The organism is Streptomyces sp. PL-29, from assembly GCF_058344425.1.
The window spans coordinates 7,032,051-7,052,504 of sequence record NZ_CP136996.1 but is presented as its reverse complement, the minus strand read 5'-3'; the positions used below and the strand labels follow the sequence as shown (position 1 = coordinate 7,052,504).

The window sequence follows — 20,454 nt, the reverse complement described above, 5'->3', positions numbered from 1 at the left end:
AGGGACATCCAGCTAGATATCCCTACTGCTTCCGAGGACGCGAGCAGCGGTGACCGAGCCGACACGGCAGAGGAAATCCCATGACTCCCACACCCGCCACCCCCACAGCCGGACTCGCCCCCCGCGAGCAGGAAGCACTACGCCACATCGCCGCCGGGCACACCTACCTCCAAACCGCCCGCCACATGGGCCTCTCCAAGCACACCGTCGACGCATACCTGCGCCGCATCCGAGCCAAACTGAACGTCAACAGCACCGCCGAAATGACCCGCATCGCCATCGCCCTCGGCCTGTAAACCCCCACCACCGGGCCCAGCCCCGCGCCCCGATCCCCATCGACGGCATGAACGCCACCCCGAGGGCGCGGAAGACCTGCCGCGCACCGTGCGCGAGGGATGCCGAGCAGCCGCTCCCGCGCAAAGGGTGAAGCGCGGACCGACGGACCGGTTCAGGTGGGTGAAGGGGGCCGGGCGACCGAGATACGCACCAGTGAGCAGGCCCAGGACCACCTCGGCCACGGCTTCTCCCCAAGTCCCGCCCAAGAAGCCGGCCACGCCGTTCGCCGCCCCCATCGGATCCCCGCCCTGGCCATCCCCCGCAGGCTCGCACCCCCGAGCAGGGCCCGGTGCCGGTACAGACGACCCCCGCCGCACCGGAACGGCCTCCAGGGCGGTCCAGAGCCGCCGACCGCCGGCCTCCGTCACGCATCGACCAAGGGCGCGGAGGCACCCCACCTGGGCCGACCGTCACACGCAGACCCCACCACCCCCACTGCGACTTCTGGTGACATATACGACACACTCCGCCACCTCTTCGCCCAGGGATCAGGACAGGCCAGGGGCTGCTTGTGACTCCCCCCACCCTCCCTTGACCGGCAAAAGAAGGGGTACCTAACTTCGAGGGCATGGCCCCCCACACCCCCTCCCCCGACGACAACGCCGACACCGCAGCCGGCTCCGGCGGGTCGGCGTCCGCCGACTTCACCGTGGACCTCACGTCGCACGAGGTCCTCCGGCGCGCCCACATCATGGAAGCCCTCGGACCCGACTGGAACCCGGTGGAAGTCCTCCTCGGTGAGGAATCCGCATACGACCTGCTGTACTCCGGACTCGACGCCGAGCAGCAACGCCTCTACGACGGCCTCGTCGCCGCCGGCGTCCTGCCCATCCGGGGAGACGGCCGTGCTGCCTCTTGACCCGCAGGCCGACCCCGGCCGCCGCGCCTGGATCCCCTGTCCCCGTTGCCGCGACACCCACGACTGCGAACCCTGCCGACAACAGCGCACCTGCCCCACGCACTGGCGCTACCTCCTGACCAATACCGGCAGCCTGCTCCACCTCCAATGCCCCCACTGCAGCCACGCATGGGTTCACGAAAGCGGCTTCGGCGCCACCCGCCACCCCTGGCAGCACACCACCACAACCCCACCGACCCACTGAAGGCACCAACCTGACAGCCCTCTGCGCATCCTCAGCGGTGCTCGTCCGGCCCTGGGCCCACAGCCGCCCGCCCGCACCACTGCTGCAAGCCCCTCACCTCGCCCCCTTTCTTCCGGGCGCGGCGGCAGGCCGGAACACGGTGGGACCTCGCGGAACACCGTCCGGGCAGGGCCCGTCGCGGACAGCCCGGCCAAACGGCGCCGGCACCTGCGACTCCGCGCCCGTACCCACCGCTTCGGGCAAGACCGCAGCGCAGGAGTAGCCGTCGGCCGGGGCCGGAGGCACGGGGTTCAGGAGGCAGGGCGGAAGGAAGTGGCACGGACGACCGTCCCGCACACCGCGAAGTTCCCGCCGTCGTCGGGCGCAATCTGCAAGCGGACACCCGCCACACCGACCACCATCGAAGGCGCGGCGAACGGCTCGGCACCGGAAGCGCAGTAGCCGTCTGCCTCCCCCAGCACCGGCGCGAAGGAGACACGGGACACCGCCGCGCCACCGGCGGGCAGCACCACCGGGCGGGCCGGGCCCTGGTGGACCACCGTGAGAGACCGGGCGTTGGCGGGCGAGCCCTGACCAGCGAGAGCGACCGTGGGGTAGCCCCGCAGAACACACGGCGCCCCGCTCTCGTTGACGACGGTGATCCGCACGGCGTCCGCCCCCAACCGTTCGGCACCCCCCGCCGCGAGCTGCCCACCGCGACACGGGGGCACAGGGGCGGCGACGATCCCGCTCCCGACGTCACCCCCGACTGCGGTTCCGGTAGTAGAGGCGGTGGCCGGGGCGGTCCCGGCCAGCAGGGCCACAGCCGCCGCCGCTGTAGCCAGGACCGCACGCGGGCGGCGGCCGGCCACGGCACTCTTCACGGTGCAGGACATGACGCTCCTTCCCACACGCCACACTGCAGCGGTGTCCGGATGGGCCACTTTCCAGCGTGACCCTGCCGCCCCCACACCGCACGCGGGAAGGCGAGGGAACCAGAGGGGCACGGGAGCACCAGGCAGCCAGGTCGGCCGCGCCGCGCACGGACGTGCTCCGCGCCCGCCGGCTGCGGCCCTTACCGCTCCGAAGCCGCCACACGGCCGGGGCCGGCACATCGCGCGTACGGAATCACGCGATCAGAAGCGCAGAGCCGCGTCCGCGGTACGCAGCGCGTCCAACCGCCGCTCGGCCAGTCGCAGATGAGCCTGATCCAATAGAGGCAGCAACCGCAGCAGGCCCACCAGGTCCGGCCCGGTCTCCAGCGCCCGGGCCGGGTGCCTGACCTGCGTCCAGCAGTACAACGCTCCCGTCGCAGCGTCCCGGACCTCGGCCGCATTCACCCCCTGCCACTCCAGCCGCACCCGACCCGCCCCCGTCCACAACCGGGTCGCCGACACGAAATCCCCCGCCATCCGCGCAAGGTCCGCACGGATCTCCGCACACCGCACCGCCTCTGCCGAGACCCGCCCCCACCGCTCCACCACCGCGCGCTCCCACGCCCGCGCCAGCGCATCCGCCTCCCCATGACGGCCCTCCACCGCCAGGGCGTGCAGACGCGCCCGCGGATCCCCCTCCACGGCGCCCACCGGCAACGCCCCGGGGACGGGTACGGGCACGGGGACCGGGCCGACTGCGGTGCCCGGCGTGCTTCCGGTCGCAAGGACGGGCACGGGCCCTGGCGCAGATGCAGACGCAGGGACGGAAGCGGAAACGCGTGCGGGTGCGGGTGCGGGTGCGGTGCCAGGAGAGGGCGCAATCACGACTGCCGGCCCCGAGACCGGAACGCCCTGGGCAGCGGACCCGGATACGGACTCCGGTCCGGACCGCGGGCGTTCGGGCACCGGCACGGCACGCGTCTGCAGTTCCCCCGCGGACGGCACCACCAGCGTCCCCGGAGGCAGCCCCGCCGACCCGGCCGCCAGTACGTGCAGCTCCACATGGGACGGCCGCACCGGAGCGCGCCTGAGCTGGTCGATCCACTGCCGGGTGTACCCGCTGACCCCGCCGTCCTCAGCCGGCGCAGCCGCACCCGGTCCGCGCACCACCCCGAAGGCCTCCACCCCCGCCAGCACGGACAGCCCCGGCAGCGTGCCGTACTCCCCCAGCAGGGGCCACGCCGCCTTGTCCGCCACCAGATCGACCACCACCGTGGTCTCGCCCCCCGTACGCGAACCCAGCTCCCCCACCAGCCACTCCCACGGCAGCGACGTGTACCGCACGCTGCCCGTGGTCGTCCCCGCCAACGCCACGAACAACCGCCGGCCGCGGCGGTCCGCGGTCAGCCGCCCCGACACGTACACGAACACCGGGCCCGCCGCCCCCACGGCCACCCGCAACCGTGCCAGCACGGTGTTCGGATCACGCACTCCCTCCAGGCACACCATGTCCGCCGGCGCCCCGCACCCCAGCAGCGCACCCGCCGGAACCATGGCCAGCGCAGCGACGTTCGCACCGGGAGCGACCAGCACCCCACCGCGGCGCACCGCGGCGTCCCCCGCCAACAGCAGCACATGCCCCCGCCGCCCACCGCCGGCACCTTCACCACTGAAACCCATGGGCCCGACGGTACCCACACCACGTCCCCCACCGCACATGCCCCAACTGCCCACCGCGGCTTCCCGGTACGAGGGCGCCCCCGGCACCCGGGCAGAACTGCGGGGGGCGCGTCACGGCGCCGGAGGAACGGGGGACGTGCGCGGCGGATCTCCGCATCCGGCCCGGGCAGCTGCAGTTGGTCCGGTGGCGGCCTACGCGGCGGCGATCGCCCGGAACGAGGCGGGGCAGGAGTGTCAGGACTCGGCGTCGATGCCGGTGACCGCGCAAGGTCCCAGGGGGGCGTCCTTCTCCGGGACGCCCGACTCCTCGAGGGCGCCCGTCAGCAGGCGGACGGCGTCGGCCTCGGCCGTCGCCCGGTCCGGGGCGTCCACTTCGAGGCGGACGGAGAAGGCGCCGCCCTCGTGGACCGTGAGCAGTTCCACGTCCTCCGACTCGCTGAGGCCGGTGTGGTGCGACGCCAGCCTGCCTGCCAGATCGGAACGGGTACCCTCGTCGATCTCCTTCAAGAAGGTGCCGGGCACGGTGATGACGTAGGTGGTCACTGCTGCCTCCTGTCGATGGGCCGGGGCCAGATCGTACGGATGCCCCGACGCCGGGCCCCGAACCCCCGCGACCGGCCTGCCCGGTTCCTCGGGCACCGCATGCGACGGCCTCGGACGGCGGCCGAGCGGCTGCGGCGCCGGGCAGAGCCACCGGTACCGGCAGCGGTACCGTTACGGACCGCCTGTGCCGCGGGGCCGGTGGTCATAGCAGTCCGGTACAGGCGGCCATCACGCCCTCCATGCCGCGATTGTCCTCCTGCCGCTGCCGGTCGACCATCCGGTTCGCGGCGTACGTCACCGCCGTGCGGGCGCGCGCGGATCCGTCACCACGGGCAAGGCACCTCGCCCGCCGCAGACCGTGGCCGGCGCGCCGACCGGCTCGACTACCCTCAAGCGCGTGATCGAGAACATCAACCAACTCGGCGCCAACCCGCCCGCTCCGGGCCCCGCGCCCACCGCCGTCGCCCCTGTGGTGTGGGCCCTCAACACCACCATCGACACGGTCGGCGGCCACCCCGTCAAAGACGCCCACACCATCCTCGACGCCGGAGAACGCGAACGCGCCGCCCGCTTCCGCACCCCCGGCCTCGCCCACCGCTACACCGCCTCACACCTCGCCCTGCGCACCGTTCTCGCCCTCTACCTCGGCGAACCCGCCCGCACCATCCGGCTCACCCGCGAGGACTGCCCCTGCTGCGGCGAACCGCACGGCCGTCCCAACGTCCCCGGGAACCCTCTCCACTTCTCCCTCTCCCACAGCGGCGACCACGCGTACATCGCCGTCGCCACCACCGCAGTCGGCATCGACATCGAAGAGCACCCCACCCCCCACACCGTCGACGACGTCCTGCACGTGCTCCACCCCACTGAGACGCAGGAGCTCAACTCCCTCCCGGCAGCCGAGCGCGTCACCGCGCTCGCCCGGTGCTGGGCCCGCAAGGAAGCCTGCCTCAAAGCCACCGGCACCGGACTCGCCGGCGGCCTCGCCCACCCCTACGTCAGCACCCGTGCCACCCCGCCCACGGTGCCCGGGTACCGCCTTACCGACCTTCCGGCCCCGCCCCGTCATCAAGCTGCCCTCGCCACCCTCACCGACACCTGACGCACTCGGTGGCCACCGGTGACGTGCCCGGCCACGTCACGGGCTCGGCGACGTCCAGCCCGGGTCCCGGTCCGACCGGCCGACCGCCCGGTCCGGCACCGCGGCGTCGCCGGAGTTCGGCTCACCCGCCACGAGACGGGACACGACCCGGGCCTGCGCCTCCGGATCCTCCTGCTCCGCAGGGCAATGGGACTGAGGGGTGGACCGGCCGGGCGTCCGGAACTCAGCGCGGCACGAAGCGTCCGGACCGTCCAGCGTGCGCCTCGGGGCGGGCCGCGGTGTCAGGCGAGGGTGAGGAACAGCTTCTCGAGTTCCTGTTCGCTCATCGGGGGTGCGCCTTCTTCGCTTTCGGCGAGGCACTGGCGCATACCACTGGCGATGATCTTGAAACCGGCCCGGTCGAGGGCCCTGGAGACGGCCGCCAGCTGGGTGACGACGTCCTTGCAGTCGCGACCCGCCTCGATCATGGCGATCACCCCCGCGAGCTGGCCCTGCGCGCGCCTCAGACGGTTGAGGACCGCAGTCGCCGCCTCTTCCTCCACCTTCACCGTTTCTCCTCGTCACCGACCGTACTGTCCTCCCCAGGGTACCCAGCGGGGTATCCGGTCGGGCGGGTGCGCTCGTCCCGCGCGAGCGGGCTCGCGCCTCCGGATCCGCGTCGGATCGGGGCGGGCCGGCCCCCGCACACTCCTGCGGCGCGGCGTCACCGCGCGTGAGCGAGTTGCGGCGTACGGCTGTTACAGGATCCATGCCCCGTTCGGCGCACAGCGCACGGCACGGCGCGCATGAGCTGCTTATCCGGCAGAACCCGCTCACGTCGACCTATCGCCGGCGACGCGCCCGCCCCGGCCCGACGACGTCAACCGGACGGTGACGTCTGCCGCGTGCAGGCAAGGGTCACAGGCATGTCCGCATGGGGAAACACCCGTCACGAGTCGTAGCGGTTTCCGCCGGCAGGGGCCAGGGTGTGGCTCCCGGCAGGACGGCGGGAACCGCATCACGCGGTTTCGCCCGGCCCGCCCGACGCCCATCCCGACCCGACAGCAGCGCATCCGACCCCGGGAGGTTCGCATGGAGACCTGGCACTACTCCCCGTCAGCGGCAACGGTCCCTCAGCTGGTCCTCGACCCCTACCGCTTCCCGGGTGCCGCGGGAGCGGAGTTCCTCACCTGCGACGCCCCGCCGCAGGAACCGACGCAACGGGAACAGCAGATCGAGATGAACGGTCCGCCTCTCCTCGACACGACCGTTCCACAGGCCGACGCGTCGTCGTCCGCACCCTGCCCGGCCTCGTCCCTGACGGCCTGGGACCGGCGGCGCCTGGATCTCCAGGCGGCACTGACCTCCGTCGGCATCCCGCCGCGTGCCGGCGACATGGTGGCCATCCGCGCCCTGTCCGCGCTCGGCGACGCGGTCAACTCCGCCCTCGTACGGTGGATCACCGCCGGTCGCTGATCGGCCCGGCGCGTCAGTCCTCGCCGCTGCCCTCCGACCGGGCCTGCGCACGCTTGGTGACCACGGCCCCCGCGGCGAGGGCGCTGGCGGTGAAGGCCAGGACGAGCATCCACCGCTGGTCGAAGGTGTGACCGGTGGCGTGGTCCAGGGAGTACCGGCCCGCCCCGGCAAGGCCGATCGTGGCGGCGGTGAAACCGAGGAAGGCCGGGTACTCGAACCCGCCGCCCTGGGCGAAGAAGCCCGCGGGAGCGTGGACGGCGACCGCGCCCGCCATCGCACCCGCAGCCGCGGCGCCGGCCGCCGGGGTGGCCAGCCCCAGTGCGAGCAGCGCCCCTCCGCCCGTCTCGCCGAACCCGGCTGCGAGGGCGCTTCGGCGACCGGGGGTGAAGCCCATGTGCTCCATGGCGGCGGCCGTCCCGTCCAGGCCGGCGCCGCCGAACCACCCGAACAGCTTCTGGGTGCCGTGCGCCATGAGCACCGCTCCGGTTCCGGCCCGCAGGGCCAGCAGAGCGAGGTCACGTCGGTTGATACGGCTCATCGAGGTCTCCCTGGAGGTGGCGGCCCGGTCGTGGTGCGGCGACGACATCCGTATCCCGTCGGAGCAGCCGTCACCCGGCGGCGGCGGGCAAGTCCGCCGAACGGGCGGGACGCGGCCGTCCCGCCGCCGAACGCCTGCCTCCGGAGGCGGGCCGGCGCCACGCGCCGGCACCCGGTGACCGGTCCGGATCTGCGCACCCCCGATGACCTGCATGTTCGGCGAGCGCGGCACGGTGGGCCGGCGCCCGCAGGGCGCGGGCGGGCCGACACGTTCACACTGACAGGACGACGAGTGCGATGCGCTGCGCGCAGTGCGGCAAGGAGGCCGGATGAGCTGGGCATCATGGACGACCCGCGGGATCTTCGCCGGCCGGGACGGCGTCATGACCGGCGAGGCGGGGCCCGTCCTCACCGGTGAGCTCGACATCCACACCACGTGGACCGAGGACGAGAAGCTGGCGCACGTCACGGTGCAGTACAGCGGGGCTTCGGACTGGCTGCCCCTCGCCGGAAGCCCCGTCCCGTGTCCGAGTGAGGAGGCGAGCCGCGCCCTGCACGACGCGGTGATCAACTCCGTACGGGCCGGGGCGACCCGTCCGCTGAGCACCGGGCTGCCCTGAGCCGCAGCCCCCGGACCCGGCCGGCCGCAGGGCTGTGCCGGCCGTCAGGCCGCCCTGCTCATGCCGCCGCGGGCTCCGAGGGCCCGGCGCTCCTCCTCGGTGAGCCCGCCCCACACTCCGTACGCCTCTCCGGTGGTGAGCGCGTGCCGCAGGCACGCGGCCCGAACCGGGCAGCCGGCGCATATCGCCTTGGCCGCCTCGTCGCGGGCGGCGCGGTCCTCACCGCGTTCTCCCGCCGGGTGAAAGAACCGGCGCGAGCCCAGACCACGGCAGGCGGCTTCTGCCTGCCACGCCCAGTGGTGCTCGGCCCGGCCCGGGAGTCGCGACACGTCGGCCATCGCTTGTTCCTTCCGTGGGATGCTGGTGACGAAGGCTCGCCTGCTCACGATCCGGCGGATGAAACGTGTCGCGCGACGGGCTCCCACCCCACTGCGGCCGGCCGGCCCGCCGGCCGCAGTGGGGTTGCTGCGGCCGGCGGGCGTCGCCTCGGCCCCGACGCGCGGCTCAGGCGGCGTCCGTCATGCGGGCGAACACCACGACGTTGCTGTCGTAGTAGTGCTTCTTCGGGTCGAAGTCCCCGCCGCAGGTGACCAGGCGAAGCCCCGCGTGGTCGAGGTTCTTGTAGACCTCCAATGTGGGGAATTCGGCCTTCGGATATTCGCCGACCCGGTCCACCGTGAACGTGACCGTCTTGCCGTCCTTGCGCGTCACCTTGATGGTGTCACCGCCCTTCATCGTCTTCAGCTTCTCGAACACGGCTGATGCTCCGTTCCATGTGACGTGGCCTGCGATCACGGCCGGTCCCTGCGAACCGGGGGTCGGCCCCGGCTCGTACCAGCCCGCGAGCGCGGGGTCCTTCGGGGTCTGCATGGTGCCGTCGGCGTTCTGCCGCAGCGTCTCCAGGGTGCTGGTCAGGCCCAGGGAGGGGATCACGATTTTCTGCGGCTCCGATCGGGCGAGGGCGGGCCCGCCCTTGCCCGCGCCTCCCGCCGGACCGCTCTGCGAGCCGTCCGCGGGTGCCGCCGCACCCCCGCCGGCGGGGGCCGGCACTCCGGCATCGGCGCCCGCTCCCCCGGCCTGCCCCTGCGGGGTGGACGGCTGCGCGGCGTTCTGGCCTCCGCAGCCCGCAAGGAGCAGCGCGCCGAGGAGCGCAGCGGCCAGGGGGCGCGCACCGCGGTGGTATGGCCGCGCGGCCGGTGCGGGAGCCGGGTCGGGCGGGGCCGTGGCGGCGGTTGCGGGGGGCGTGCCGGGTGTGGGGGTCCGCTTCACGCGCGGCCCCCGGTGTTCTCCCGGCCGGTGCGGACGGGGACGGGGACTGCGGAGGCCCGCTTCCGGGAGAGGGCCACGGCACCGGCCGCCACCGCGAGCACGCTGATCGCCACACCGTCCCGGACCGTCACCGGCACGGACGCGCTCTGCGTGCTCTCCGGGGAGCCGCCGCCGGTCTCGATGGCTCCGACCGGGAGGGAACCGACGGCCGCGCCCTTGACCTCTCCGCAGTTGGTCGGGGCCGTGGCCTCCTGGGGCAGCTTCGCATCGAGTTCGCTCTTGCCGGCACCCTCGAAGTCGTACTTGCCGTTCTTGTTGCGGTCGATGCCGTGCTGGACGACGTGCAGGTCCTTGATGTGTTCGACCACGTCCTGGCTGACGGTCATGGTCCGCTTGTAGGAGAGTCGGCCCTTCGGGTCGGCCTTGGGCATGCGCTCGACGGCGAGACCGCTGGCGGGGGTGGTGTCCCCCGTCGTGGTGAGGGAGATGTTGATGTCGCCGTAGTCGTGCGTGGCTTCGGTGTTGCTCAGGACTCCGTCGCGGTTGGTGTCGTCGGTGGCGTCCGGGCACTTGAAGTCGTGCCCCTTCGTCGAGCCGTGGAGGTGCTGGGCGGAGGGCTGTCCGGGCACCATGCCCTCGGATTCGATCTGCACGGTCAGCTGGTTGCCGTTGAGGCTGAGCATGACCGTGCCGCGCGAGCCCGACTCGTTCAGCTGCGCCAGGTCGATCTGGTACGCCTTTCCGCCTTGCGCCAGAGCTGGTCCGGAAAGACCGAGGGTCAGGAACACGGCGGCGGGTACGGCGGCGAGAACCACGTGTCGACCGGCGCGCTTGACTATCACATTCGCTCCTGTTCCGTGGATCCCCGGGACGGGAATCGCAGATCGTACGGGGTGGAAACGAGCCCCTGGAAAGGGCCTCGCTCCTTCTTCGGCGCCCCAACGCCTCTGGATGGGTTTCTGTTTGACGGATTTCCGGCGCCCACTGCTTCGGGCAGCCTTCCCCCGGTCATCCAGATGCGTGACATCGCATCGGCCAGAGCGGGGAATCGGGCGGCGTCGCAAAGCATCACCGAGAGCACGAGCATTCCGTGCGCGGTGTATTGGGGATCACGGTTGCGGTGCAGCCACATCACCGCATCGCCGAGGGGCCGACGCCCCAGGAGTATCCCGGAACTCCGCACGCCGGCGGCCGTCTCGAGGTCCCTGCGGCGGCCGCCGAACGGCAGTTCCTGCGTGCGGCGGATGCCGGGAGGCGCGGCCGCGTCCCGCACGTGGCGCACGTACGCCTCCGGCGGGGCCTGTCCGTTCTCGAAAGTGTTGCGGAATCCGACGATGCGGGCGCCTGCGCGGTACAGGCGGAGCTCGATGTAGAGCTCGATGAACAAGCCGCGAAGTTGAATGCGGAGGGGGAGGTGGAATGCGCCCGCCCCACTCGGGCCGGCCATGCTGAAACCACCGTGAGCATCTGCGGCTCTGGACCTGATGGTCGATGTCAGGAGCCGATACTCGTCCACCGATGCGTGCGCCGAGGAAAACGTCACGGGTTTCAGCATGGCCGCCTGCATCAGGTGGAGGAGCCGAAGTCCGGACCCCTCCGCGGTAATCTGAACGGAATCGATTCGACCTTGCTGTACTCACGCACGCGCATCCACCGCCTTCGACATATTCCGAGCGCCGACGGGTGACATGGTCACCGTCGCCGGATTCGGTTTCGGTTTCGGTTCGGTCTCGACCTTTGTAGTCGCCCTGGCGGCGGCCGGGCGAATAGTTGGCCTGTGATGCCAAAAAATCAGTACGGAGCCGCGGCGTGCGGGATGCGCTCAGTGGTCCCCGCGGGCAGGCGCGGCGGCGCCGACCGCCTGCTCCAGGGCCTCCAGCACGGTGTCGCGGAACAGCGTGGTCTTGTAGCCGGTCCGCGGCAGCGGCCGGCAGCGGGTCAGCACCGTCGCGGCCGCCGCGGCGAGGGTCACCGGGGTGGCTTCCCGGCCGATCAGCGCGGCCTCCACCTCCGGCAGCCGGAGCGGGACACGTGCCACGCCGCCGGCCGCAACCGCGGCGTGCGTCACCGTGTCGCCGTCGAACGTAAGCCGCGCCGTGGCCTCCACCAGGGGCCACTCCGCGTAAGCCCTGCTGGTGGCCCGGTGGTAGGCGGCGCGTTCGCCGGGCAGCGGTGCGGGCAGCCGGACCGCGGTCAGGATGCGGTGCGGCGGCAGCAGGTGGTCGCTCTGGTGGAGCCGGTCTCCGTCGCCGTACAAGTCGCCGACGCTGCACGGCTCTTCGTCGTGGATCTCGACCTCGGCGTCGTAGGTGAGCAGGGCCATCGCCAGGGTGGACGGGTGCGGGGCGATACAGGGGCCCGCTCCGGTGACGACGGCGAAGTGGTGGTCGCCGTCCCGCGCCGGGCAGCCGGCGCCGCCCTTCTGGAGGCAGCTGACGTGCGGATTGCGGAAGTACCAGCAGCGGTTGCGCTGCAGGAGGTTGCCCCCCAATGTGCCCGCGGCGCGGATCTGCGGGGTGGCCGCCGTGCCGGCCGACACCGCGAGGGCCGGCCAGCCGGCGCGCAGTTGTGGATCGGCGGCCAGCACGGCGAGGGTGGTCAGGGCGCCGATCCGCAGTCCACCGTCAGGCAGCACCGTGGTGCCGTGCAGGGCGGTGGCGCCGTCGAGGTCGGTGAACGGCCCGGTGGAGACGCCGCTGTGCTTCCGGGCGCCGGTGTCGGTGCCGCCGGCCCGGAGTTCCCCGCCGCGGGTCCGTACGGTGTCCGAAAGGGCGGTCAGGACGGTGGGATCGGGCTCGGTGCTCACGTACCCAGTCCTTCCAGGAGCCGGTCGGGGCGGATGGGCATGTCGTACGGGCGCCAGCCGGTCGCGTCGTGGACTGCGTTGGCCAGGCATGCCGCCGTGGGCAAGGTGGCGATCTCGCCGAGGCCGACCCCGCCGCCGGGGACGTGGTCGAAGCCCTCCTGGTGGAAGTGGACGGTGATCTCCGGGGTGTCGCCGATGCCGGGGATCCGGTAGTCCTCCAGGTTCTCGGTCAGGACCCGGGCGGTGACCGGGTCGGTGCGGCGCTCCTCGTACAGGGCATAGCCGATGCCCTGGACGACGGCGCCCTCGCACTGGCTCCGGGCCAGCCGGTCTTCCTGGATGCGCCCCGCGGCGATGCCGCTCCACACCCGCAGCGGGCGGATCCGGCCGAGCCGCGTGTCCACCTCGACCTCGGCGACCTGCACCGATCCGGTGAAACCGCGGCCGACGGCGATACCGCCCAGGGAGAAGGGCGTGACGTAGCCGCGGCGGTCACGGGTGCGTCGGCCGGTCACCCGTACGCCGTGCGCCGCGTCCAGCCGGGCCGCCACGTCGGCGCCACCGAGCGCTGCGCGCAGCCGGACGGCGGCGTCCACGGCGGCAGGCACCAGGGACGGTGTGGTGCGGCTGCCGCCGGAGGTGGGGCCGTGGACGGTGTCGCTACGGCCGACCTCGGCCCGCACCCTGGTCTCCGGCAGTCCGAGCGCCTGCGCGACGGCCCGGCGCAGCACGGTCCGTGAGCCCGTGCCCATGTCCTGTACGGCGCAGCGGGCGACGACGACCCCGTCCTCGACGGTGAGTTCGACCTCGGTGACGGGGTCGAGGAAGTACAGCCAGTTGGCCGCCGCGACGCCGACTCCGCGGCGGAACCGCCCGGTGCCGCCGCGACGGCCCGTCCAGACCGGAAGGGCGGCGGCCCAGTCGTACAGGACGTGCCGCTTGGGGTTGCCGTCCCAGCGGCGGCGCAGGGCGATGGGGTCCTGGCCGAGCCGGCGGGCCATCTCGTCGACGGCCTGCTCCAGGGCCCAGCACATGGTGGGTCCGCCCGGTCCGCGGAAGGGGGCGCCCGGCGGCCGGTGGGTGACGGCGTCGAAGTCGCGGAGCCTGCGGGGGGCCTTGCCGTACATGAAGCGGGCGAGGGCCGCGACGGAGCCGCCCACCGAGACGCCGCCGTCGCTGTGCGCGTCGATGGCGAGTGCGCCGAGGTCGCCGGAGGCGTCGGCGGCCATGGCCAGCCGGATGCGGGAACCGGGCCGGTATCCGCCGTCGGTGAGCTCCTCGTCCCGGTCCAGGACGACGCGTACGGGGGCGCCGTGCAGCCGGGCGAGCTCGACCGCTGCGACGACGTCCGAGGTCAGGCCCATCTTGCAGCCGAAGCCGCCGCCGACGTGGACGGCACGTGCCACGACGCGTTCCACCGGGACGCCGAAGCGTTCGGCGGCGAGCTCGGCAACGCGTCGCACGGACTGGGTGGACACCTCGATGTGAAGGGTTTCCCCGGCCCAGTGGGCGAGACAGGCGTGCGGTTCGAGGGGGGTGTGGGTCTGCGCGGCGGCGGTGAAGACGCCTTCGACGACCCTTTCGGGGGTCTTCCTCCGCGCTTCCTGGATACGGCGTACAGCCGCGGCGGGGCGCTTGTTCATGGCGGACGGGCCGCGCAGGTTGCCGCGCCAGCGGGCGGGCACCAGCTGGGGGGTGTCGCCCGACCCGGGGGCCCGCTTGCGCGCCGCCCTGTCCGCGTAGACGGTCGGCCCGTCCCCGGTCCGGGCCTGCCGTACGTCGAGGGTCGCCGGCAGCACCTCGTAGTCCACCACGACGCGGGCGGCGGCCGCCCGCGCGGCGGCCCGGTCCGGCGCGGCGACGGCGGCCACGGGCTGTCCGACGTAGCGCACCATGCCGTCGGGGGGCAGCAGCGGCACCAGCGGCAGGTCCCCGGCCTTGAGAGAGCGTACGTGCGCGTGTGCGTGGGGCGAGCGGATGATCACGCCCTCCAGCAGGCCTTCGGGGTGCAGGTCGGTGGTGTAGCGGGCCGATCCGTCGACCTTCTCGGGTGCTTCGGCACGTGGAACGACCGTGGTCGGGCCGCCGGTCGGCGTCGCGTCGTAGGCGCCGGCGCAGGCCGCGGCCACGGCCCGGAGGATCCCCTCGTAGGCGCCGCAGCGGCACAGGTGGCCCGAGAGGGCTTCGGCGATCTGTTCGCGGTCCGGCTCGGTGGTGCCGTGTCCGGCGCGCCAGCGCTCGAAGAAGGCGGCCGCCTCGACCACGAAGCCGGGGGTGCAGTAACCGCACTGGAGGGCGTCCTCACCGGCGAAGGCGCGGGCCACGGGGTGGCCCGACAGGCCCTCCGCCGTCGTGACCCGCCGACCGGCCAGCCGGGCCGCCGGGGTCAGGCAGGACACCCGGGGCTCGCCGTCGACCTGGATCGTGCAGGCCCCGCAGACGCCGCCCGCGCACACCAGTTTGGTCCCGGTCAGTCCCAGGCGGTCGCGCACCACCTCCACAGCGGCCGGGTCGCCTTCCACGTCGACCGTGCGCCGGGCGCCATTGACCTCGAACTCCACGAGACCTACTCCTCAGCCGTGGGGCGGTGACCGCCGGAGCGTCACCCTCACCGCCCCTTGATATCCCGCCGCCCGGGACCGCGCAGTCCGGGGCACGCCGGATCGCGTACGGGCCCGGCCGGCCCGGGTCGGTGCTGCGGGCCCCGGGCGCGGTGGATCGGGCGGCCGGGGTGTTGCTCCGTGCGGGGTGCGCAGCCGGGCGGGCCCGGGACGCTAGGGGCGCGCGGCTCCGAGGCGGCACGCCTCAAGAACTCTCGCGGCCGTCTTCATGTCACTGCCTGCTAGGGAAACCGGTCAGACCCGGTCCAGGGGTCGGTGCGGACCGTTGGGAAGCTCTACTTCGATGGTGTCGCCAGGGCGCACTACGCCGCCTTCCCGCACGATGCTCATGATTCCGGCTTTGCGCACACCGTTCCCCGCCTCATCGCGACCGACGACCTGCTTCAAGAGACCGTCCCGGAAGATGTTGATCTGCAGGCAGGGATTGCGCAGGCCGGTCACTTCCAGGACGGCGGAGCCACCCATGCGCAGCAATGTGCCGACCGGCAGACCGAGCAGATCGATGCCGCCCGTGGTGATGTTCTCGCCGAGTTCGCCGGGCGCCACCTTGAAGCCTTCTTCGCCAACCTCGGCGAAGAGCTCTTCATGAATGAGGTGGACCTGGCGCAGGTTCGGCTGGGTGGGATCCTGCGCGACGCGCGAGCGGTGCTTGACCGTCACGCCAGCGTGCACGTCCCCCTCCACACCAAGTCCGGTGAGCAACCTGACGCTGTCCCGGTTCGGCTTGGTGAACGCATGCTCCCCGTTGCTACTGACCGCCGTCACTCGCCCCTTCATACCTCGCCCCCCGTCGGTAACCGTGATCAGTCACGAGCCTAGCCCTCGCCCCTCACGGCACAGCATCCACGATCCTCACGGGGTGAGGCCGTTGGTGCGGAGAAGCGGGCGAGGGCCCTGGGGCAGCCCGGGGCCCTCGTACCGTCTGCGGAGTCAGTCGCGCGCCGGTCCGGCCGGCGATCGTAGGCGGCGGGCTTCGAGGAACGTGGCCAGCGCGTAGGCGCCGCCGCACGCGGTGGCGAGGGCCCAGTGAAGGCGGGGGGCTTCGAGGAAGAGCACGGCAGCGGAGGTCAGGGCGAGCCAGATGCCGAGGCAGTAGTGCAGCACGTTGCGGCGTACGGCTCCTTCGGCGAGGTAGAGCAGGCCGACGATGATGCCGGATCCGGCGGGCCACAGGACGGTCTGGAGCTCCGGCGCGTCGAGGACCGAGGTCAGGCCGGTGACGGCGAGGGCCAGGGCGGCGAACCCCGCGATCCAGGCGGTGCCGAGCAGGGTGCCGGAGAGGATTTCCGCTGCGGGGGCTCCGCGTTGGGCCCGCAGGGCGGCCGCGGCGGCCAGGACGATGCCGGTCACGAGACCTGCGCGCCCAGCAGCACCGTGGGGAGCCATGCGGGCAAACCGAGCAGCGGGCTGTCGCCGTGAGAGGCTGCGGCGGCACCGTGGCCGAGCAGGTAGGCGAGTCCGAAGCCGGCGTACGCCGCACGGTTGTCGACCTCGCTCGGTCGACGGGGGCCGGGGTCGGGACGGGCGCCGCCGGGCGGCGGGAGGGTGGCGGTACTGGTCACGGTGGAGGTCTCCGGGAGTGGGGAGGGGAGCGGACGGGCGCCCGGGGCGGGAGCGGGTGGCGCACCTTGGCGCGGAGGGGGCTGCCGGGCTGACGCCGACGCTCCCGGCCCGGGTGCGGGGGCGCTGGTCAGGCAGACTGTTCGGCGTGGGCCTTGAGGCAGTCGAGCCAGTTCTGCAGGGACGTCCTGAGGGCCGTGGTGAGTGTGTCGGGGTCGGTGGCGACGGGGGCTCCGCTCCAGGACTCCTCGGTGCGCACGACGACGCCTCCGCCGGCCGCTTCGAAGGTCCACACGTGGATGCCGGCGATGCCCTGGACGGTCCCGTCCCAGACGATCCGTTCGCCGGGGACGACCTCGCGGACGGTGGAGGTGATGCTCATGCCGTGGGTCAGCCACGTGAAGGGGGTGCCGACCGCCATCGGGCCGTCGAGGCGGGCCTGGTCGACACCGGCGTTCCAGGCCGGCCAGGCGTCGACGTCGGTGTGCACCGACCAGACGGTGGCGAGGGGCGCTTCGATGCGCGTGCTGAGGCTGACCACGACGGGGGCGGTCGTGTCGATGGTGTACATGCGGTGTCCTTTCGTTTCGCGGAACGGGTCGGGTCGGCTGCGGTGGGGGGCGGGGCGTCGGGTCCGGGGTCAGGGGGCGGGAGCGGGTACGTGCTGCGCTGCCTCGCCCTGTGCGGGCGGGGTGGTGGCTGTGCGCGGGCGGCACGGGAGGAGCGCCCGGCAGCGGCGCCGTCCCCGGCGGGTGAGCGGCAGCGCGAGGAGCGCCGAGGCCGCGAGGATCACGGCGGAGACCGCGAAGGCGGCCTGGTAGCCGGCGGTGAGGGCTTCGAGGCTGGGCTGGTGGCCGCCCGCGCTCGCGGTGACGGATCCGGCCAGGGTGGCGAGGGCGGCGAGGCCGATCGCGCCGCCGACCTGCCGGGTGGTGTTCACCAGTCCCCCGGCCAGGCCGGTGTCCTGCCGCGGGACGCCGTCCACGGCGAGGGCGGTGAGCTGGACGAAGGCGACGCTGAGGCCCAGGCCGACCAGGACACTGGGGCCGAGGATGTCGACGAGGTAGGTCCCCTCGGCGGTCATCCGGGACAGCCACAGCATGCCCGCGGCCTCGGTGAGCAGGGCCGCGACCACGGTCGCGGTCGCGCCGACACGCCGGGAGATCCGGGGTGCCGCGACGGCGCCGAGCATGTTGGCCAGGGCGAGGGGCAGTTGGCCGGCCCCGGTGGTCAGCGGGCTCATGCCGAGGACCTGTTGCTGGTAGAGCGGCAGGAAGAAGAACAGCGCGATCCACACCGACCCCAGCAGCGCCATCAGCAGGTTGCCCGCGGCGACCTGCCCGGTGGCGAAGAGCCTCGGCGGTATGAGGGCGTCCGTCTGCCGGCGTTCGACGACGGCGAAGGCGGCGAGGAGCACGGCGGCGGCGAAGAGGGCGGCGAGCACTCCGGCGTGCGTCCAGCCCAGCGCCCGTGCGCTGGTCAGTGCCCAGACCAGGCAGGTCAGTGCGAGGGTGACAGTGGCGGTCCCCAGCAGGTCGAACCGGCCGCTGCCACGGGCGGCGTCCCGGGGTACGAGCACGGCCGCGGCCGCCAGCACCAGCCCGGCGCCGAGGACGGTGATGTGGAAGACCCACGGCCAGCCCCACGCCTGGGTCAGTACGCCGCCCAGCAGGACGCCGACCGCGCCGCCCGCCCCGGAGACCGCTCCCCACACCCCGAGGGCTCTCCCCCGGGCGGGGCCGGGTGGGTAGAGGTCCATCGCCAGGGCGAGCGCGGCCGGGGCGATGACCGCGGCACCGAGGCCCTGCACGGCGCGGGCGGCGATCATCAGGCCCGGGGAGGCGGCGAGTCCCGCCGCCAGCGACGCCGCCGCGAACACCGCCAGGCCGGCGAGGAGCACCCGGCGGCGACCGAGGAGATCGGCCGCCCGGCCCCCGGCGAGGAGCAGCGCCCCGAACGCCAGGCCGTAGGCGTTGACCACCCAGGTGGTGCCGCCGTCCGACAGGCCCGCCCCGGCCCGAATCTGCGGCAGGGCCACGTTGACGATCGAGGTGGCCAGCATGACGGTGAACTGTGCGGCGGCCAGCGCCGCGAGTGCGGGCCCCGGGCGGGGCGGGGCGTCCGGGGTGTGCTTCGTGCGTGCAAGGTTCATGGCGCACAGACTCGGGCCGGGCGGTGTCCACTTTCCATGCCCGGCGGAGGCGGCGGCTGTCCACTGCTGTCCGCACCTGTGCAGGTGCCCCCGGCGGCGCGCGGGCCCGGCCGGTCCGGTGCCCGCGCGGGTGATCGGCCGCACCGGCCCGTCCTCGCCCGGGTGGTCCGGGCGGCGCTACGGGCGGTGGCACGGGCGGCGGTGACCGTACGAGCGCGGCCGGGGGGTGGTCAGGCCGGGGCGTTCCACGCGGTTGTCAGCCCGTCCAGCCAGGCGGGCGGCAGCTCGACGGCGTCCCACTCCTCGCGCAGTTCGCGCGGTGCGGCGGCGAGCCGCTCCAGCACGGCGATGCTCGTGGCGGAGTGGAGGAGCGAATAGCGGCCGTGCACGCTGATGGCGCTGCCCGGTCCATAACCGGCGAACATCCGCTCCAGCCGGTCCTTGTGGCGGGTCGCGAACTCCGTCAGCCGGCCGGCGTACCCGGCCCGCTGCCGGGGGCTCATCGTGCCGAGGACCGCGGCGAGGACCTCGTCCGTCACCTCGGGATCCAGCTCCGAGACCTCGGTGAACGACAAGTACAAAGGGGTGACGGCCACGCGGGCCCGTTCCACCTCCATGCGTCTGGCTCTGGGGTGCTCCCCCGCCGGTCCCTGCTGTCCTGCCGCGCCGACGGCCCGTACCAGGGTCCGCTCGGCGACGGCGCCGAGATCCGCCAGGACGGCTCGGGCGCCGACCCCCTCCCCGCCCTTCTCCTCAGCAGCGCGGTGAGCGGCGCTCAGCTCGTCGTGCGCGAGAGCCAGGGCGCCCGCTTCCAGAAGCCCGAGCAGCTGCCGGGCGTCATCGGACGGGACTCCCGCCCGCGCAAGGAGCTGCAGCAGCGTCGCCCTCGCGTTCTCGACGCTGACCTCGTCCGGCCACTGCCGCCCCCCGTCGGCCACGCTCATCGGTTCCTCCTCAGCCCTCGCATGGTGCGGTGGATGCGACCTTCGCACCGCTTCCCACCCTTGACCCTGCACCGCCCCGACGGCCGGGGAACAGCGATCAAGGGCACCGTCGCCCTTGATCCTTCCAGACCGCCGTCACGGCCGCAGGCCCGCTCGCCTGAGGGCGATTTCAGACAGGGCGGAAATGACCCCCCGGTCGCCGCGGCGCCAGGCATCGGCGAGGCCGCCCGGCGGGGCGGGGACCGCCGCGAGCTCGGCCGGAGGTCCGGTGAGGGCCCGCAGCGCGAGCAGGTCCGCGCCTCCGGGGGCGTCGCGCAGGCGGCGCATGGTGGCGCTGCGACGGATCCAGCGCAGTCGGAGCGGAAGCCACAGCAGGAGCACGAGGGCGACGGGGAGGACGATCAGGCCGAGTGCGGCCAGGAACGCCACTTGGCCGACGATGTCCTGGAGTGACTGTCCTGCGTCGGCGAGCCCGCTGCCGGCGTCGGCCGCGGCCCGGAACGGCGTCTTGAGGAGGTCACCGACGAGCGGTACCCGCGAGGCCGTCTCCCCGGCGTCGTCGAGGGCGGCGGCCAGGCTGTCGCCGGAGCTCTCCACCTTCCGTCCCGGCTCGGCCAGCTGCATGATCGCGCCGTGCACGGCGAGGGCGAATCTCACCGCGGCGGCGATCAGCAGCAGCGCGATCAGGTCCGCAAGGATCTGGCGGTTCCGCCGCGCGGGGATCTGGGCGTAGAGAAGCAACGGCTGCTCCTGTTCCGGTCACGTCGTCGGGGCGGGCCGGCCGAGCCCGGCCGGTCGCTCGACCGTACGTCGCGCCCGGTCCTTCCCCGGGTGTCCGCGGGGCAGGTCCGCGAGACGTTGCCGGGTTGGCG

General features: G+C 73.4%; 24 protein-coding genes. 6 read left to right on the top strand and 18 right to left on the bottom strand.

What is annotated here, in order from left to right; translation table 11 throughout:
• Positions 1–80: 80 nt before the first annotated feature.
• From R4Z63_RS32100 to R4Z63_RS32090, 3 genes are all read left to right on the top strand, one after another.
• Positions 81–296 carry a response regulator transcription factor gene (locus R4Z63_RS32100; protein WP_037917606.1) on the top strand — a complete coding sequence of 72 codons (216 nt, stop codon included), beginning with the start codon at positions 81–83 and terminating at the stop codon, positions 294–296.
• 608 nt (positions 297–904) lie between these two features.
• Positions 905–1,195, top strand: a complete 291-nt coding sequence (locus R4Z63_RS32095) for a DUF6400 family protein (RefSeq protein WP_384446418.1) — start codon at positions 905–907, stop codon at positions 1,193–1,195.
• Positions 1,182–1,439: a hypothetical protein gene (locus R4Z63_RS32090; protein WP_384446420.1), complete on the top strand. Its 258-nt coding sequence runs from the start codon at positions 1,182–1,184 to the stop codon at positions 1,437–1,439. The genes R4Z63_RS32095 and R4Z63_RS32090 overlap by 14 nt, the downstream gene beginning before the upstream one ends.
• Positions 1,440–1,729: 290 nt before the next feature.
• On the opposite strand, the gene R4Z63_RS32085 is transcribed toward R4Z63_RS32090, so the two are convergent.
• From R4Z63_RS32085 to R4Z63_RS32075, 3 genes are all read right to left on the bottom strand, one after another.
• Positions 1,730–2,314 carry a DUF4232 domain-containing protein gene (locus R4Z63_RS32085; protein WP_384682577.1) on the bottom strand — a complete coding sequence of 195 codons (585 nt, stop codon included), beginning with the start codon at positions 2,312–2,314 and terminating at the stop codon, positions 1,730–1,732.
• Between the two features lie 240 nt (positions 2,315–2,554).
• Positions 2,555–3,973: a hypothetical protein gene (locus R4Z63_RS32080; RefSeq protein ID WP_384446424.1), complete on the bottom strand. Its 1,419-nt coding sequence runs from the start codon at positions 3,971–3,973 to the stop codon at positions 2,555–2,557.
• Positions 3,974–4,207: 234 nt separating this feature from the next.
• A complete protein-coding gene (locus R4Z63_RS32075) occupies positions 4,208–4,516 on the bottom strand; it encodes a hypothetical protein (RefSeq protein WP_037917596.1) in 309 nt (102 codons plus the stop codon).
• Positions 4,517–4,913: 397 nt separating this feature from the next.
• Between R4Z63_RS32075 and R4Z63_RS32070 the strand changes: the two genes are divergently transcribed.
• Positions 4,914–5,618 carry a 4'-phosphopantetheinyl transferase family protein gene (locus R4Z63_RS32070; RefSeq protein WP_384446427.1) on the top strand — a complete coding sequence of 235 codons (705 nt, stop codon included), beginning with the start codon at positions 4,914–4,916 and terminating at the stop codon, positions 5,616–5,618.
• Between the two features lie 281 nt (positions 5,619–5,899).
• Here the strand turns inward: R4Z63_RS32070 and R4Z63_RS32065 are convergent, their stop codons facing one another.
• On the bottom strand, positions 5,900–6,166 hold the full coding sequence (locus tag R4Z63_RS32065; RefSeq protein WP_384446429.1) for a metal-sensitive transcriptional regulator: 267 nt from the start codon (positions 6,164–6,166) through the stop codon (positions 5,900–5,902).
• 523 nt (positions 6,167–6,689) lie between these two features.
• Between R4Z63_RS32065 and R4Z63_RS32060 the strand changes: the two genes are divergently transcribed.
• Entirely contained in the window at positions 6,690–7,073 is a 384-nt protein-coding gene (locus tag R4Z63_RS32060) for a hypothetical protein (protein ID WP_384446431.1), read from the top strand.
• A gap of 13 nt (positions 7,074–7,086) precedes the next feature.
• On the opposite strand, the gene R4Z63_RS32055 is transcribed toward R4Z63_RS32060, so the two are convergent.
• Positions 7,087–7,611: a DoxX family protein gene (locus R4Z63_RS32055; protein WP_037918600.1), complete on the bottom strand. Its 525-nt coding sequence runs from the start codon at positions 7,609–7,611 to the stop codon at positions 7,087–7,089.
• A 328-nt stretch (positions 7,612–7,939) separates the two neighbouring features.
• Here R4Z63_RS32055 and R4Z63_RS32050 point away from each other — a divergent pair, with 328 nt between their 5' ends.
• Positions 7,940–8,230, top strand: a complete 291-nt coding sequence (locus tag R4Z63_RS32050; protein WP_384446433.1) for a hypothetical protein — start codon at positions 7,940–7,942, stop codon at positions 8,228–8,230.
• A gap of 44 nt (positions 8,231–8,274) precedes the next feature.
• On the opposite strand, the gene R4Z63_RS32045 is transcribed toward R4Z63_RS32050, so the two are convergent.
• The 13 genes from R4Z63_RS32045 to R4Z63_RS31985 all read right to left on the bottom strand — a co-directional run bounded on the left by R4Z63_RS32045 (position 8,275) and on the right by R4Z63_RS31985 (position 20,323).
• Entirely contained in the window at positions 8,275–8,568 is a 294-nt protein-coding gene (locus R4Z63_RS32045; RefSeq protein ID WP_384446436.1) for a WhiB family transcriptional regulator, read from the bottom strand.
• 166 nt (positions 8,569–8,734) lie between these two features.
• Positions 8,735–9,499: a class F sortase gene (locus R4Z63_RS32040; RefSeq protein WP_384446438.1), complete on the bottom strand. Its 765-nt coding sequence runs from the start codon at positions 9,497–9,499 to the stop codon at positions 8,735–8,737.
• Positions 9,496–10,341: a hypothetical protein gene (locus R4Z63_RS32035; RefSeq protein WP_384446440.1), complete on the bottom strand. Its 846-nt coding sequence runs from the start codon at positions 10,339–10,341 to the stop codon at positions 9,496–9,498. The genes R4Z63_RS32040 and R4Z63_RS32035 overlap by 4 nt, the downstream gene beginning before the upstream one ends.
• Entirely contained in the window at positions 10,338–10,886 is a 549-nt protein-coding gene (locus tag R4Z63_RS32030; protein WP_236647499.1) for a ribosome-inactivating family protein, read from the bottom strand. The genes R4Z63_RS32035 and R4Z63_RS32030 overlap by 4 nt, the downstream gene beginning before the upstream one ends.
• Positions 10,887–11,321: 435 nt before the next feature.
• On the bottom strand, positions 11,322–12,305 hold the full coding sequence (locus R4Z63_RS32025; protein WP_384446443.1) for an FAD binding domain-containing protein: 984 nt from the start codon (positions 12,303–12,305) through the stop codon (positions 11,322–11,324).
• Positions 12,302–14,866 carry a molybdopterin-dependent oxidoreductase gene (locus R4Z63_RS32020; RefSeq protein WP_384446445.1) on the bottom strand — a complete coding sequence of 855 codons (2,565 nt, stop codon included), beginning with the start codon at positions 14,864–14,866 and terminating at the stop codon, positions 12,302–12,304. Before R4Z63_RS32020 ends, R4Z63_RS32025 begins: the two co-directional genes overlap by 4 nt.
• Before the next feature lie 294 nt (positions 14,867–15,160).
• The gene (locus tag R4Z63_RS32015) at positions 15,161–15,703 is read right to left on the bottom strand and encodes an MOSC domain-containing protein (RefSeq protein WP_384446447.1); all 543 of its coding nucleotides are present in this window, start codon (positions 15,701–15,703) and stop codon (positions 15,161–15,163) included.
• 153 nt (positions 15,704–15,856) lie between these two features.
• Positions 15,857–16,276: a hypothetical protein gene (locus R4Z63_RS32010; protein WP_491522622.1), complete on the bottom strand. Its 420-nt coding sequence runs from the start codon at positions 16,274–16,276 to the stop codon at positions 15,857–15,859.
• Positions 16,273–16,488 (bottom strand): hypothetical protein, encoded by a 216-nt coding sequence (locus tag R4Z63_RS32005; protein WP_491522621.1) that lies wholly within the window; start codon positions 16,486–16,488, stop codon positions 16,273–16,275. Before R4Z63_RS32005 ends, R4Z63_RS32010 begins: the two co-directional genes overlap by 4 nt.
• Before the next feature lie 128 nt (positions 16,489–16,616).
• Entirely contained in the window at positions 16,617–17,057 is a 441-nt protein-coding gene (locus R4Z63_RS32000; RefSeq protein WP_384446451.1) for an SRPBCC family protein, read from the bottom strand.
• Between the two features lie 69 nt (positions 17,058–17,126).
• Entirely contained in the window at positions 17,127–18,638 is a 1,512-nt protein-coding gene (locus R4Z63_RS31995; RefSeq protein WP_384446453.1) for an MFS transporter, read from the bottom strand.
• Between the two features lie 230 nt (positions 18,639–18,868).
• Positions 18,869–19,582: a hypothetical protein gene (locus R4Z63_RS31990; RefSeq protein WP_037917566.1), complete on the bottom strand. Its 714-nt coding sequence runs from the start codon at positions 19,580–19,582 to the stop codon at positions 18,869–18,871.
• A gap of 135 nt (positions 19,583–19,717) precedes the next feature.
• Positions 19,718–20,323, bottom strand: coding sequence for a hypothetical protein (locus R4Z63_RS31985; RefSeq protein WP_384446455.1), 606 nt, complete (start codon positions 20,321–20,323; stop codon positions 19,718–19,720).
• Positions 20,324–20,454: the final 131 nt, after the last annotated feature.

Bases quoted from the DNA above. Each gene is read 5' to 3' on its own strand.
- R4Z63_RS32100 (WP_037917606.1), top strand. From the start codon at position 81: ATGACTCCCACACCCGCCACCCCCACAGCCGGACTCGCCCCCCGCGAG.
- R4Z63_RS32095 (WP_384446418.1), top strand. From the start codon at position 905: ATGGCCCCCCACACCCCCTCCCCCGACGACAACGCCGACACCGCAGCC.
- R4Z63_RS32085 (WP_384682577.1), bottom strand. From the start codon at position 2,314: ATGTCCTGCACCGTGAAGAGTGCCGTGGCCGGCCGCCGCCCGCGTGCG.
- R4Z63_RS32080 (WP_384446424.1), bottom strand. From the start codon at position 3,973: ATGGGTTTCAGTGGTGAAGGTGCCGGCGGTGGGCGGCGGGGGCATGTG.
- R4Z63_RS32060 (WP_384446431.1), top strand. From the start codon at position 6,690: ATGGAGACCTGGCACTACTCCCCGTCAGCGGCAACGGTCCCTCAGCTG.
- R4Z63_RS32055 (WP_037918600.1), bottom strand. From the start codon at position 7,611: ATGAGCCGTATCAACCGACGTGACCTCGCTCTGCTGGCCCTGCGGGCC.
- R4Z63_RS32050 (WP_384446433.1), top strand. From the start codon at position 7,940: ATGAGCTGGGCATCATGGACGACCCGCGGGATCTTCGCCGGCCGGGAC.
- R4Z63_RS32045 (WP_384446436.1), bottom strand. From the start codon at position 8,568: ATGGCCGACGTGTCGCGACTCCCGGGCCGGGCCGAGCACCACTGGGCG.
- R4Z63_RS32015 (WP_384446447.1), bottom strand. From the start codon at position 15,703: ATGAAGGGGCGAGTGACGGCGGTCAGTAGCAACGGGGAGCATGCGTTC.
- R4Z63_RS32000 (WP_384446451.1), bottom strand. From the start codon at position 17,057: ATGTACACCATCGACACGACCGCCCCCGTCGTGGTCAGCCTCAGCACG.
- R4Z63_RS31995 (WP_384446453.1), bottom strand. From the start codon at position 18,638: ATGAACCTTGCACGCACGAAGCACACCCCGGACGCCCCGCCCCGCCCG.
- R4Z63_RS31990 (WP_037917566.1), bottom strand. From the start codon at position 19,582: ATGAGCGTGGCCGACGGGGGGCGGCAGTGGCCGGACGAGGTCAGCGTC.